This is a genomic window from Gimesia sp., assembly GCF_048262075.1.
In the GTDB taxonomy this organism is placed as follows: domain Bacteria; phylum Planctomycetota; class Planctomycetia; order Planctomycetales; family Planctomycetaceae; genus Gimesia.
Genome location: NZ_JBLXFK010000008.1, coordinates 46,193 through 58,945, shown reverse-complemented (window position 1 = coordinate 58,945; position 12,753 = coordinate 46,193). Strand labels below are relative to the sequence as shown.

The window sequence follows — 12,753 nt, the reverse complement described above, 5'->3', positions numbered from 1 at the left end:
ATGAATATTTTGAATCATTTTGCAAATGCGTTTCTCCAGACCCACCTGCCAAAAACCTGCCTGCTTCTGGTTCTCACACTCAGCTTCATCACGGCTCCGTCTGCCTCTGCAGATGATCACGCAGAAAAAAGCAGCCCAAACAATGTCGGTGCCACTAAAAAAACAGAGAAACAACCGGATCCAAAATGGATATCACTGTTTAATGGTAAGAACCTGGATGGCTGGAAAGTCCCTCAATTCGGTGGCGAAGGCGAAGTCCATGTCGAACAGGGAAACCTGATCCTGGAAATGGGGGTCGATCTGACGGGCGCCACACTCGTCGATACGAAAGATTTTCCCCTGACAAACTATGAAGTAGAACTGGAAGCCATGCGCGTGGATGGGACAGACTTCTTCTGCGGGCTGACCTTTCCTGTCAAAAAAGATCCCTGCTCATTTATTCTGGGCGGCTGGGGCGGCAGCCTGTGTGGAATCTCCAGCATCGATGGAGATGACGCATCACAAAACAGTACCACTACATTTCAGACTTTTAAGAAGAAGCAATGGTATAAAATTCGTCTGCAGGTCACCGACCATAAAATTCAGGCCTGGCTGGACGGGAAACAGATTGTCGACCAGAATCTGAAAGATCGCAAGATCTCAATCCGACACGAAGTCGAACTTTCCCGTCCGTTCGGCATCACATCATTCTGCACGACAGCTGCTTTGAAAAATATCCGACTGAGAAAACTGACTCCCAAAGAAGTCGCTAAAACAGCACCGCAGAAATAATACCACACGTTGATTTTGATCAACACAGCGATGGATTAAGTCATCACAGGCTATTATTTTTGCAAGCCTGCTTAATTCATAAACCATTCAATATATAGCCTTTAGGGACACACTTTCTTTTCCACGTCAAAGTGGTATTCCTTTTGCGTTTAGCCTGCCAGAGAAAGTTTGGGAATTCTTCGTAATCCCAGGCTCCGGGTCATTTCACTCTCAAGGCAGAACGGCATTCCATTGAATTCGCAAATTACCGCAGAAATCGCAGCAGTCATTGCATCTCAAAGTCTCGCTCTCATTGAAGGAACAACTCCCTTTTCTTCCGATGTTCTCTGTGACATCTGGTTTCATGGCCAGGAACATCTAAAGCAACGTCGACGTGTTCTTGAACCGCTGGCGCAATCTGATACTCCTCATGATCTTTCTGAAGCTGAACTCGAAGTCATTTTCAAAGACTTCTTCGCCGAAGAAATGCTGATGCGGGTCGTCACCACGGTTCTTGCTGCAGCAGATCAAAAGCGAAAGCAATGTCAGGCCGAACCGATCTCTCGTAGTCTCTTCCTGGCATTTCTGGATCTGAAACGGGTCGTGCTCGCTGTGATGGTGGCTGAAAATCATCTAAGCCTTGATGCTCTCAAACGAATTAATCGCACGAGACGATCAATCGAACGCTGGACCGATCTGATGCTGGGCCAGTTTGTACTGCGATACAACATGCAGGAATTTGCCCACGATCCGGATCGCTCCCGCGATTTTGGCGAAGACCAGTCTTCAAACCTGAATGCCCCTTCCCCCGTGCAGACCTGGGACCTGATCACAGCCGGGTTACGCATTTCATTCCCGGCCGGACTGACCAGTCAAAGCAGTGACCACTGGGAAAATATGCTGGCAGCCGTCATGGCCTGCTATCCTGCAGAATGCTTCCACCAGTCTGCAATGATGAAATCAATCCAGCACATTCGCATCGCACGCAGTGGACTTGCCGCTGAAACTCACCCCGATCAAGTTCCCGAACTGTTTCGTACACTGTTACCACACACCTCCTCGAACGATCACAATCCCCCTCACTTCAAACCAACAAAACAACAGCAGCAAATAAACTCCAGTTCCCCAAACCAGGGAATCAGTTTTTCACATCTCCATAAGCGAACTTCAAAAGGCCCTCATTTCTAAGCCGTCCAGACCCATTAAGAAACTTTTGAATTTCTCGGTTGACTTAATTTGTTCCGCAGGAGTATGATTTACCTATGCTGTTTCCTTTAGTGGAAATTTAATAGAAATCTGATTTTCTCCTGTTTGGAGTTTCTCCGTGACACGTCGGTCTGGTACTTTTAGCTTTAATTTCGTGCGGCTGTCTTTTTTTACAGCCTGGCACTTTTTGAGCTATTGGTTTACCGGAACAGGTTACCTGACCGATCGAATAGATACCGTTCATATTTGATGAACAAACCCTGAAATCGATTGGCCCTGTAACCTCACTGGTTACAGGGCTTTTTTTATTCCCTGAGACTGAATTAGAAATGAGTCAACGCCATGATAGTTGTAATGAAACCAAATGCTACTGCTGAGATGGTCCAGGCCATGGTCAGACGCGTCGAAGAAATGGGACTGAAAGCCCACGTCATTGTCGGTGAAGAACGCACCGTTATCGCTGCTGCAGGTGTCAAACGCGATGGACATCAGGAAGAGCTGGAATCCTGTGCTGAAGTCGAAAAAGTCGTGCCGATCATCGCCGCTTATAAAGTCGCCAGTAAAGAAACCAAACCAGAACCAACTGTCGTGACCACGCGCAATCTCAAAATTGGTGGTTCCCATGTCGGCGTAATTGCTGGCCCCTGCTCTGTGGAAAGTGAAGAACAAATCCTGCAGGTCGCTCACCAGGTCAAAGCCGCGGGCGCCACCGGCCTCCGTGGGGGTGCCTTCAAACCCCGCACCAGCCCCTACTCATTCCAGGGGATGAAAGAGGACGGCCTTAAACTCCTCGCGATGGCTCGCGAAGAAACCGGTCTCGCTGTCGTCACCGAAGTCATGACACCAAACCATGTAGATCTGTTATGCCAATACGCTGACGTCCTGCAGATTGGTGCCCGCAATATGCAAAACTACCATCTCCTGCAGGCTGTGGGGGAAACCCGTCTGCCAGTCCTGCTTAAACGCGGCCCTTCCGCAACAATTGAAGAATTCCTGCTCGCCGCTGAGTACATCCTCGATCAGGGAAATCAGCAGGTCATACTCTGCGAACGAGGTGTGCGAACTTTCGAAACACATACCCGCTTCACACTCCCGCTCGCCACCGTCCCCTACCTGCATGAACGCACCCATCTGCCTGTTGTCATCGACCCCAGTCATGGAACCGGCATCGCCAGTCTGGTCCCCCCCATGTGTGCCGCTGCGATCGCAGCCGGCTGTGATGGACTGATCCTGGAAGTTCATCCGGACCCATCTCGTGCCGTGAGCGATGGCGCCCAGTCACTCACACCGGAAGCCTTCTCAGAAACGATGGAACTCTGCCGCAAAGTAGCAGCAGCCGTTGGAAAAGAATTAGGATAAACAAGTCGTCTACAATCTTTCGAAGCAACCTGTTCCCGGGAGTCCGTTCATGAAGCTCTGCCTTTTTTCAGTCAGTTATGCCGGTTTCTGGGGACAGCATGCCTTGAGCTTGAACGAATTCATCGCGCAGTCTGCAAAACTGGGCTACGATTCCGTGATGCTCATGGGAAAACGCCCCCATCTGGCCCCCCTTGATACTTCTCCGGAACTGACCGATTCCATCAAAGGGGCTCTCGAATATCATCAGATTCAATGTGCAATCATCGGCGGCTATACCGATTTTGCAGGCTCTGCTGCAACGGAAGTCCCCCTGATCGAATTGCAGATTCAATACGTCCAGCAGCTCGCGCAAATCGCCAACCAGCTCGGTGCTGCGACGGTTCGCATCTTTACCTCTTATGATTCTCCCCGGCATACTCCACAGGCGCTCTGGAACCAGACGGTCACAGCACTACAGGAATGCTGTGACCGGGCCGCGGAATACAATGTCACAATCGCTGTTCAGAACCATCACGATGTCGGCGTCCACTCCGATGCCCTGCTCGAACTCCTGTTTGACATTGACCGTCCCAACTGCAAACTTGGCTTCGATGCCTGGTCCCCTGCACTTCGCGGCGAAAACCTGTTCGATGCCGCTCGCAAATTGGCACCCCACACCGCAATCACGACCAACGCCGATTACATTAAACTCCCCCGCTTCGCCTACCAGCCCGATCTCATTAACTACCAGCGACAGGAGCCGGACCTGGTCCGCGCTGTCAAATTTGGTACGGGTTTCATCGATTATTCTGCGTTCTTCCACGGCTTGAAAGAAGGCGGCTTCAAAGGCATCGCGACCTACGAAATGTGCTCCCCCATCCGCGGCGGAGGCAGCCTCGACAACCTGAACGCATACGCCAGCGAATACCTGACCTGGATGAAAACGCATCTGCTCTGAGTGACCTGAAACTCACTTCTGTCTGGGAAGATACTCAATCAATTTTTTCACAACCTTCGATTGTGACTTTGTTAAATCCTCAACCGGATCTGGCGTTTCAGTAATATCATATAACTCAATTTTGGTCGGTTCCCCCTGTTTCATGCTCGCCGTCATACGATACTGCTGTGTGCGCACACTCACCGCGTTATTCCAGTAACTCAGTGCTGCTTCGCGGATTTCTGTCTCCTCACCGGTCAAAATCGGTTTCAGACTCTTTCCATCCAGGGGATACTCTGTCTGTCGAAATGCAGGCTGACACAAATCAATCAGCGTCGGATAGATATCTACAGTCTCCACTAACGCCGCTGACTTCAATCCTGCTTCCGACACACCGGGTGCGCGGATCATCAACGTACTCTTCAACGCCCGCTCCAGCGGTGCATGCTTGGCCCACAAAGCCGAATCACCCAGAAACCAGCCATGATCACCCCATACAATCACAACTGTATTCTCGCGCAACCCCAGATCATCCAGAGCCGTTAAGACTTTTCCCACCTGTCGATCAGTATAACGCACACACGCCAGATAACCGCGCCGTACATTCTCCCGCGACTCGCGCGACAAGGGGCGGGTTTTCTCAAACTCCATATCATAATTGTAAAACTCGCCACTCTTATGCCAGTACGCCGACTCTGCTTTCTCCGGATGGGGGACCGGTGGGATTTCTACATTCTCAAACGCCTCCCAGTCCTGTTTGGGCGCGACAAACGGCAAATGTGGCTTGATGAATCCCAGTCCCAGAAAAAAAGGCTGCTCCCCCTGTTTGAATTCCCGCAGTTTCTTAATCGCCTGTTGCGCCAGCAGACCATCGGGTAATTCTTCGTCCCGCTCTACTTTGAACTCCATCAGGTCCCGGATGCCGCTGCCATCCTCCCGGCTGCGTCCGTTCGCATACGCAAAAAAGATCCCCCAGCCCCGCTTCCAGGAACCAAAGGGCGTCGCCAGCTCATCCCACGCGTGAGGCAATTCGTCACGCCCATCCCCATTCCCGTTATACTCAAAGACCCGACCGTCCGCCGTATGGGAGATCTTTCCGATACACGTCGTCTGGTATCCACTCCGCCGAAACAGTTCCGGCATCGTCTGCGCCCCGGCTGTCTGTTTTGCAGACAAAGCGGAGGCTCCCTGGTAAAACGCCTTGTTGTTACGTGTCACTCCTGAATTCTGTGGGCTGCGTCCCGTCAGCAGAGCATAGCGCGAAGCACCGCAGGTAGGAACCTGCACAAAATGATTCGTAAACAGGACTCCTTCCGACGCCAGTTGATCCAGCGACGGACTCTGCACATGAGACAGGCCATAGCACCCCAGTTCGGTCCGCAAGTCGTCAATCGCGATCAACAGCACATTGGGTTGTGACTTCCCGGAAGATTCAGCTCCTGTAGTCCGGCTCACTTCAACCAGAGAGCCCATTACAAAAACGAGACAGCAGACAATAATACGAATCCACATTATTTAATAACGTCTCCAAAAAGGATGTACGAAGTGACCTTAATTTGACACAATAGAATTATAACAGATTGAAACAGTATTTTCCTTAGAACTCCAAGCCACTTTTTCCGGGAATGTACTCTCATGAGCAGTGATTCCGAATACCTTCAGAGCAATGACAACTTCGTTACTGCCAGGCAGACGATGATCGAGCAGCAACTCCGCAAAAGGGATATCACTGATCCCCGCGTGCTGGAAGCCATCGGACGCGTCCCCCGGGAATACTTTGTCTCCCCCGAATCGCAGCGTTTTGCCTACAACGATTCCGCACTCCCCATCGATTGTCACCAGACAATCTCCCAGCCCTATACTGTCGCCTTCATGTGTGCAGCAGCAAAGCTGACCGGAAAAGAAACCGTCCTTGAGATCGGCACGGGCTCCGGATATGGTGCCGCCGTCCTCTCACATCTCGCGAGTGTAGTTCATACCGTCGAACGCATTCCTGAACTCGCCATTCAGGCCACCGAGCGACTGCAGCGACTCGGCTATGACAATGTCCACGTCTACACCGATGATGGCACGCTCGGCTTGCCTCAGGCAGCTCCCTTCGATGCCATTATCGTCACCGCTGCAGCAGAACAGCTGCCCGAACCCTATCTGGCCCAGCTGAAAGAGAAAGGTAGAATCATCATCCCCCTCGGCTCCGATTCAACCGGACAGCGCATGTACCGTTTCACACTCCGCAACGGAAATCTTGCAGAAGAAGTCCTGGGAGCCTTTGTTTTCGTTCCGTTGATCGGTAAATTCGGCCACCCATCTGATCGTCCCGAATAACCGGCCACTCGTTACCGGATTTTAACCGGCGGCTTCTGCCCCTTCGGAATGAGGGTAATATATTTACGGTCTTTCATCCGCTGGTCAAAATCCGCTTTGGCCTCCGTCACGATTTCAGGGTTCTCCATCAACTCAACGGTCGTTGCTGCCAGCGCCTGAGCCGCATACAGAATTCCCTTCTCACCAATCGAAGAACCGATACAGGCCACATTCTGCCAGCTGTGTCCCGGATTCCCCGCAGCAAAACAGGTCGTTCGCACCCCCCCGGTGGGAATATGCCAGCTGATATCCCCTACATCGGTAGAACCCTTTGAGGATGTCTTTGATTCCAGCAACGTATGCACCCGGCTGTCAATCGCTACTGGAAACTGTTGACCGAACTCCTCAATGAGTGGCTGTTGAATCCGGCGGGCAAACGCTTTCTCTTCTTCAGAAAATTCAGGGGGACCAATCGTCATCAACTTCCCGTGAATCACTTCCGACAAGGGTGTATTGGGGATCAACTCGTGATTATCCGTGTCAACCTGCACCGCCAGTTTCGTCCGCGTCATCAACGCCGCCCCTTTGGCAATATCCACCACCCATTGATAATTCCGCTCCAGATCCTCATGTGTATTTGCCCGCACGTAGTACCAGACGGTCGCTTTCGCGGGCACCACGTTTGGCTGGCCTCCCCCGTCGATAATCACGTAATGCATCCGCGCATCTTCTTTCACATGCTCACGCATATAATTCACACCGGTATTCATCAGCTCGACAGCGTCCAGCGCACTTACGCCACTCTCAGGACTCACCGAAGCATGCGCAGGCAGACCCGTGAAGGTGAACTTCACGGAAACCAGTGCTTTCGAACTCCCCAGATGCACATTGGTGCTATTCGAAGGATGCCAGTGCAGACAGATATCCAGATCCTTAAACTGCCCGTCCAGCAGCATGTAAACTTTTCCGAGTCCGGTCTCTTCCGCCGGCGTTCCATACAGACGCACGGTTCCTTTCAAATGATGCTTGTCAATCGACTCTTTCACCGCCAGCGCTGCGCCCAGCGCTGCTGTTCCCAGTCCACTGTGACCACAGGCATGCCCTGCGCCTCCCTCTGTCTGAGATTCGCGAAAAGGAACCGTCTTCTGCGACAGGCCGGGCAGCGCATCATATTCCGCCAGGATCCCGATCACAGGTTTTCCGCTGCCATAACTGGCCACAAACGCGGTTGGCATATCAGCCACACCACTTTTCACCGTAAACCCATCCTGCTTCAGTTTCTCAATCAGCAACTGGGAGGACTGATTTTCCTGCAGACCAACTTCCGCGTAATTCCAGATCGACTGATTCACCGCTTTCAGATCTTCCGCTCGCCTGACGATATCATCAACGGCCGTCTGCTGAGGGACACTCAGTTTCTCTGGTGCTTTCTCATCTGCCTGGACAAAGCGGGCCAGCAGAAACACACAGCCGACTGCTATCACAAAGTTCGCTCGCATCATGGTCTTTCTCTCCGAAAACGGAACGCATTTATGAAAAGGGATCATTTCAGACTACCAAAGCCTGCGCAGGTTGTCATCTCTATTCCCTGTGCACTTCACGTTGAACAGTGAAACGTGGACCAGTGAAAGAAATCGACTTGACGCCGTCGCGCTGCCGCAGAGACTTCGCAGTTAAGCGTCGCGCGCATAGCCTGTTTTTCAACGCAATGCACAGGTTGAACCAGTAAAACTCTGATAACTGGTCTGGCCGCTGTATACAGCTGAAAATCACCTGTTTTCGACGCACCACTGCAGATTGCTTCATTACTTTTCGGACCCTTTTCGTGCAAGTTTTCTGCATTTGAATACCACTGTTCCTCCCTGGCTCATCCAATCCGACGTCAATCAGGCGCACTATTGCAGTTGACCTGCTCGAGCCGACCTGCATGATCTTTTCCATCGCACAATCTGTTTTCTTTTTTCAGACAGGGAATAAAAACATGACCACACCTTCCTCCCAACCACGAACTCGCATCTCTCGTGAACAGCGTCACCAACTGCTCCAGGCCATCAAAACATTACTTGGCCTGCACAAGCACCCTTCCGATATCAAACGTGTCATCAGCAAAGAGTATCAGCTGTCTCCCCGCTCGGTCGAACGCTATATCACACGTGCCCGCCGTGAAATGGTCGAGAGCCTGACCATCCCCTTTGAAGAACTGCGTGCCCAGTCGTTTCAGTACTATCTGTATAAACTCAATAATGCGAATCTTTCCGAACGCGAACAGATCCGCTGCCGCGAACGTATGGACAAGTTGCTGGGACTGGACTGCCCCTCCCAAAATAAGCGGAAACGCTGGACGCACAACTTGACTCCGGAAAAAATCCGGAACATGTCAGACGAAGAACTCGATGCCACACGAGAAGTGATCCTCAAAGATTATTACCGAGGCACTGGTCAATCATATCCAAAGTGCGAGACATCCCCTACATGAAAAACCAGCACGATAACAATAGGTTCAGATACGGCTGACAGAATTCTGAACTTCAGCATCGTCGGTTCTCCGTCTCTCTCATCTGGAGTCAGCATAACTCTGCACAGAATCTTCTTGCATACTCGATCAAGAATCGACAAGATGAAGTCAGGCAACGATGTCTCCCACCTACTCTGTTCAGTAAGAAAGTTGTTCCATGCGCACAATACAACTCATCTGCCTGGTCGTCTTTCTCAGCCTGCTGACACTGGTTTCTCCTGCAGACGCCACGAATGACTATTTCCTTCCGGACGACGCTTTCTTTCCCTCAAAACTCAGACTGAAAGATCTGAAACAACAGGAGCAGGAACCCGAACCGGTATTTAACTATAACTATATCTGCGAACTGGCCTTTTGCGGTTACGCCGGCTATTCGCAACTCAAGCTGGACAAACAGAATTCAGAACTGGCACAGAATATCCGCAAAGCCTACTCTTATATTCGTCAAAGGCAGCCAATCAGACTCGTGCCCAAAAAAGTCGTCAAGAACCCCGGGACTAAACAGGGGCTCCCGAATCTGGAGAACTTCAATGAGATCAACAGCCTGAGCATTTTCTTTTACAATGCAGACCACGACTGGCAGCGCTGGAAAATTGCCGTCAAGTATAATGAAAACTGGCGCGAGGAAATGAAAAAATTCATCAACGCAGGTTCGTACTGTGCCTTCGTAAAAACCCCCGCTGCGCTCAATCATTCTCAGGAACAGGGCAAAAATGTCCCGCCCCTGAACGTTCAGTTGCCTGAAGCAAACATAAAAACAGGCAAGCCCGTCGATTCCCCGCTGACCCCCAAAGGCCCGCTGAAAGCGCTCATCCTCTACGATGATGACTATGAACAGTACTACGATATGAGAAACGGCAAGCGGCTCCTTGAAGTCACCAGTCAAGGCATCACCGAATACGTCATTCACCGCAATAGATGGAAAAAATACAGGCTGGTCAACTGAGACGAAAACGTGAACCACACGATCACCGCAGCAGAGTGAATCTTCACTCGTCACAAGGTTCCAGAGGAAATCTGCACAGGCCAGTCCCCCCTGTTCGTGGTCGATTAATTCAGCACGATCCCGTCATAGCGTAACACGTACTCTTTCTTGAAGACGCTGGGCTTAAGTTTCATGCCCTGCTCCCGGTCCTGCTCGGCTTTCTCCGCTTCCTCATGATGATTGTAAGCCTGCCAGCGATGGAAATATGCTTCCCAGTCTTCCGGATCCAGTTCAATGGCCCGCGAATAATCGGCAATCGCCAGATCAATCTGCTCGGCGTTCCAACGCAGTAATCCCCGATGCACGTAGATGGATGCCAGACGTTCTTTACTGTAACCGGGACGTCGATCCGCCAACTTAATCGCCGCGGTCAGATCATCTTCTGCAGGCAGATATTTTCCCACGCCCATATAAAGCAAGGCACGGGCAAAACGGGCATCCATGTCGGTCGCATCCGCTTCAATCGCCACGTTGAAGCGGGCCAGCTGATTCTCATATTCCGTGATATTATCTACCGGATCAAAATAAGAGAGCGGCCGATACAGTTCAGGGGTCGTCATCGGAACCGGAATACACGCTGAAAGACACAGCAGCAACAGTACGCCTCCCGACAGCAGGCGCAACGACAGATTCAGCATGAAACACTTCCTTGTTCAACCCGATAACGGCAGCATTTTCTTTCACAAGTACATAAACAACAACACGTTATGCACCAAATCCCATCCAGACCGTATCAGGAGTATGACATCCCCTCTGCGCGTAATGTAGCCCAGAACCCTCTTTTTCTGCAATACGTTTCATTTCACCGAATTTCTGCCTGATGTGTCAGCATTAGATTAACATCGGATTAATGATCGATGAATAAAAACAGACTTACCCAGAATGAGATTGAACGTCTGGAATCGGGTAGATAGTTTAATCGAACAATTATCGTGCATTACAGAAAATAGGCATTTCCGATTGAAACAGATTGACACATCTGATTCTCTCATTTTATTGGTTCTTCTCTTATACTGATCCAAGTAACAAGGAACACAAGATGCAAAGCTCTTCTTTCTGCCGTTACATTTCCCGGTTACATCGTCGTCATGCATTTACCTTGATCGAGCTATTGGTCGTTATTGCCATTATCGCGATCCTTGTCGCCTTGTTACTTCCGGCAGTCCAGCAGGCACGGGAAGCGGCACGACGGTCGTCCTGTAAGAATAATCTAAAGCAACTCGCACTCGCATTACAGAACTACCATTCGACTTATGATGTTTTTCCCCCCGGCTCCGTCAATGGTGCGGGTGATAATCCAAATGGAGCCCATGGATCAGGGGCTGTCGCCATCGGGGGTTCCTGGATCCTGATGATCCTGGCTAACCTTGAGCAGTCTGCCATGTTCGATGATTTCATGACCATCGCCAATGAGCGCAACGAAGTGCAGGACTGGCTGGGGAATGGAACCTACACCTCGCAAGGCATGGAGGTTGGCAGTAAACCGTACAACGCCATGTTGTGTCCATCACATCCGGTGAATCGAGAACAGTTTGGTAATGGAACCGGTCTGGAAAATCTGGGCCGGGGTAATTATGCAGCCAACTACGGGAAAGCCGGGTATGGTCGTGTGCATACCAATGATGCAAAAATTGGTGGCATCTTCGGGAATAATTCCAGTATCTCCATTCGAGATATTAAAGACGGTACTACCAACACGCTGGCTTTGAGCGAACTGAAGTTTCGACTGCAAAGTTCATCCGGCCCCTCCAGTCAGGATACTCGAGGCACCTGGCCTTATGGAGTGATGGGGGCAAACATTTTCAGTACTCAGACCGGCCCGAACAGTTCCACACCAGACGGGATCTGGGGCTGTCGCAGCTACCCCGACGAGGGAATGCCCTGTATCCAGATCGGGTCACCTTATACCGAAATGTACTCGGCAGCACGCAGCTATCATGCCGGTGGAGTTCAAGGAGCCATGGCCGATGGTTCGGTGAGATTTTTCTCAGATAATATCGACATGACACTCTGGCAGGCGTTGAGCACACGCGGCGGGCGGGAAGTAATCGAAAACTTTTAAAGGGAACTTTCCATCGTCTTCTTAAGGCAGTATTGAAAACAGGACCATTCAATACTGCCTGTCTACCTTTTCAGTTTCTACTGAGTCATTCTTATCGTGAACTCAGTTTGAATCCGATTCAGCATAAAGCAATATCATGATCTTCCGGAATCCTCACTTCACCCAGATTTGCCTGCTGCTCAGTCTTGCTTCCACCCTGACTGGCTGCGGTAACGACGGTAATGTACCCGTTTTTCCCACAAGTGGCGTAGTGCTCTACGATGGAAAGCCGATGGCCGGAGGCGGAGCGATCTCGTTTGTCCCGCTTTCCCCTCAAAAAGGCAAGGCCGCCGGCGGAACGATCAATGAAGATGGATCCTTTGTGATGTCAACCTATGGCGAGGGAGATGGTTCCGCCGCCGGAGAATTCCGTGTGACAATTTTCCAGTCCACTTCACAGGAACCGGATACCGAATCCATGCCCGTTGACGGACAAGCGGAAGGGACAAAAGTCACAGAGCCGATTCAAGTTGTGGAAAAAGAAGACATCATCCCACCCGTCTATTCAGATGCAACCAAATCACCGGTCACAGTAAAAATAGACCCGAACGGGAATAACGAGTCTTTGAAAATCGAACTCAAGCGCATGTAACCATCATGGTTCAATCATCAGACCC

12 protein-coding genes are annotated in these 12,753 nt (G+C 50.9%); 9 read left to right on the top strand and 3 right to left on the bottom strand.

What is annotated here, in order from left to right; genetic code table 11:
* The 4 genes from ACN0YH_RS16435 to ACN0YH_RS16420 all read left to right on the top strand — a co-directional run bounded on the left by ACN0YH_RS16435 (nt 1) and on the right by ACN0YH_RS16420 (nt 4,252).
* A complete protein-coding gene (locus tag ACN0YH_RS16435) occupies nt 1–771 on the top strand; it encodes a 3-keto-disaccharide hydrolase (protein WP_417380663.1) in 771 nt (256 codons plus the stop codon).
* Between the two features lie 231 nt (nt 772–1,002).
* Nucleotides 1,003–1,938: a hypothetical protein gene (locus ACN0YH_RS16430; protein WP_417380662.1), complete on the top strand. Its 936-nt coding sequence runs from the start codon at nt 1,003–1,005 to the stop codon at nt 1,936–1,938.
* A gap of 360 nt (nt 1,939–2,298) precedes the next feature.
* Nucleotides 2,299–3,315 carry a 3-deoxy-7-phosphoheptulonate synthase gene (aroF, locus tag ACN0YH_RS16425; protein ID WP_417380661.1) on the top strand — a complete coding sequence of 339 codons (1,017 nt, stop codon included), beginning with the start codon at nt 2,299–2,301 and terminating at the stop codon, nt 3,313–3,315.
* Between the two features lie 49 nt (nt 3,316–3,364).
* Nucleotides 3,365–4,252 carry a sugar phosphate isomerase/epimerase family protein gene (locus tag ACN0YH_RS16420; protein WP_417380660.1) on the top strand — a complete coding sequence of 296 codons (888 nt, stop codon included), beginning with the start codon at nt 3,365–3,367 and terminating at the stop codon, nt 4,250–4,252.
* A 12-nt stretch (nt 4,253–4,264) separates the two neighbouring features.
* Here ACN0YH_RS16420 and ACN0YH_RS16415 read toward each other — a convergent pair whose 3' ends face one another.
* Nucleotides 4,265–5,743 carry a sulfatase gene (locus ACN0YH_RS16415; protein WP_417380659.1) on the bottom strand — a complete coding sequence of 493 codons (1,479 nt, stop codon included), beginning with the start codon at nt 5,741–5,743 and terminating at the stop codon, nt 4,265–4,267.
* Nucleotides 5,744–5,866: 123 nt separating this feature from the next.
* On the opposite strand from ACN0YH_RS16415, the gene ACN0YH_RS16410 reads away from it, so the two are divergent.
* A complete protein-coding gene (locus tag ACN0YH_RS16410) occupies nt 5,867–6,556 on the top strand; it encodes a protein-L-isoaspartate(D-aspartate) O-methyltransferase (RefSeq protein ID WP_417380658.1) in 690 nt (229 codons plus the stop codon).
* 11 nt (nt 6,557–6,567) lie between these two features.
* Here the strand turns inward: ACN0YH_RS16410 and ACN0YH_RS16405 are convergent, their stop codons facing one another.
* Entirely contained in the window at nt 6,568–8,037 is a 1,470-nt protein-coding gene (locus ACN0YH_RS16405; protein WP_417380657.1) for an amidohydrolase, read from the bottom strand.
* Between the two features lie 479 nt (nt 8,038–8,516).
* Here ACN0YH_RS16405 and ACN0YH_RS16400 point away from each other — a divergent pair, with 479 nt between their 5' ends.
* Together ACN0YH_RS16400 and ACN0YH_RS16395 are read left to right on the top strand one after the other, a co-directional pair.
* A complete protein-coding gene (locus ACN0YH_RS16400) occupies nt 8,517–9,011 on the top strand; it encodes a hypothetical protein (RefSeq protein WP_417380656.1) in 495 nt (164 codons plus the stop codon).
* Nucleotides 9,012–9,207: 196 nt separating this feature from the next.
* Nucleotides 9,208–9,996: a hypothetical protein gene (locus tag ACN0YH_RS16395; RefSeq protein WP_417380655.1), complete on the top strand. Its 789-nt coding sequence runs from the start codon at nt 9,208–9,210 to the stop codon at nt 9,994–9,996.
* A 104-nt stretch (nt 9,997–10,100) separates the two neighbouring features.
* Here the strand turns inward: ACN0YH_RS16395 and ACN0YH_RS16390 are convergent, their stop codons facing one another.
* Nucleotides 10,101–10,673 carry a hypothetical protein gene (locus ACN0YH_RS16390; protein WP_417380654.1) on the bottom strand — a complete coding sequence of 191 codons (573 nt, stop codon included), beginning with the start codon at nt 10,671–10,673 and terminating at the stop codon, nt 10,101–10,103.
* Between the two features lie 401 nt (nt 10,674–11,074).
* On the opposite strand from ACN0YH_RS16390, the gene ACN0YH_RS16385 reads away from it, so the two are divergent.
* Both ACN0YH_RS16385 and ACN0YH_RS16380 read left to right on the top strand, forming a co-directional pair.
* A complete protein-coding gene (locus ACN0YH_RS16385) occupies nt 11,075–12,097 on the top strand; it encodes a DUF1559 domain-containing protein (RefSeq protein WP_417380653.1) in 1,023 nt (340 codons plus the stop codon).
* A 136-nt stretch (nt 12,098–12,233) separates the two neighbouring features.
* On the top strand, nt 12,234–12,728 hold the full coding sequence (locus ACN0YH_RS16380; protein ID WP_417380652.1) for a hypothetical protein: 495 nt from the start codon (nt 12,234–12,236) through the stop codon (nt 12,726–12,728).
* Nucleotides 12,729–12,753: the final 25 nt, after the last annotated feature.

What these genes read in the sequence shown, in the direction of transcription:
- ACN0YH_RS16435 (WP_417380663.1), top strand. Translation starts at nt 1, where the DNA reads ATGAATATTTTGAATCATTTTGCAAATGCGTTTCTCCAGACCCACCTG.
- aroF (WP_417380661.1), top strand. Translation starts at nt 2,299, where the DNA reads ATGATAGTTGTAATGAAACCAAATGCTACTGCTGAGATGGTCCAGGCC.
- ACN0YH_RS16420 (WP_417380660.1), top strand. Translation starts at nt 3,365, where the DNA reads ATGAAGCTCTGCCTTTTTTCAGTCAGTTATGCCGGTTTCTGGGGACAG.
- ACN0YH_RS16415 (WP_417380659.1), bottom strand. Translation starts at nt 5,743, where the DNA reads ATGTGGATTCGTATTATTGTCTGCTGTCTCGTTTTTGTAATGGGCTCT.
- ACN0YH_RS16410 (WP_417380658.1), top strand. Translation starts at nt 5,867, where the DNA reads ATGAGCAGTGATTCCGAATACCTTCAGAGCAATGACAACTTCGTTACT.
- ACN0YH_RS16405 (WP_417380657.1), bottom strand. Translation starts at nt 8,037, where the DNA reads ATGATGCGAGCGAACTTTGTGATAGCAGTCGGCTGTGTGTTTCTGCTG.
- ACN0YH_RS16400 (WP_417380656.1), top strand. Translation starts at nt 8,517, where the DNA reads ATGACCACACCTTCCTCCCAACCACGAACTCGCATCTCTCGTGAACAG.
- ACN0YH_RS16395 (WP_417380655.1), top strand. Translation starts at nt 9,208, where the DNA reads ATGCGCACAATACAACTCATCTGCCTGGTCGTCTTTCTCAGCCTGCTG.
- ACN0YH_RS16390 (WP_417380654.1), bottom strand. Translation starts at nt 10,673, where the DNA reads ATGCTGAATCTGTCGTTGCGCCTGCTGTCGGGAGGCGTACTGTTGCTG.
- ACN0YH_RS16385 (WP_417380653.1), top strand. Translation starts at nt 11,075, where the DNA reads ATGCAAAGCTCTTCTTTCTGCCGTTACATTTCCCGGTTACATCGTCGT.
- ACN0YH_RS16380 (WP_417380652.1), top strand. Translation starts at nt 12,234, where the DNA reads ATGATCTTCCGGAATCCTCACTTCACCCAGATTTGCCTGCTGCTCAGT.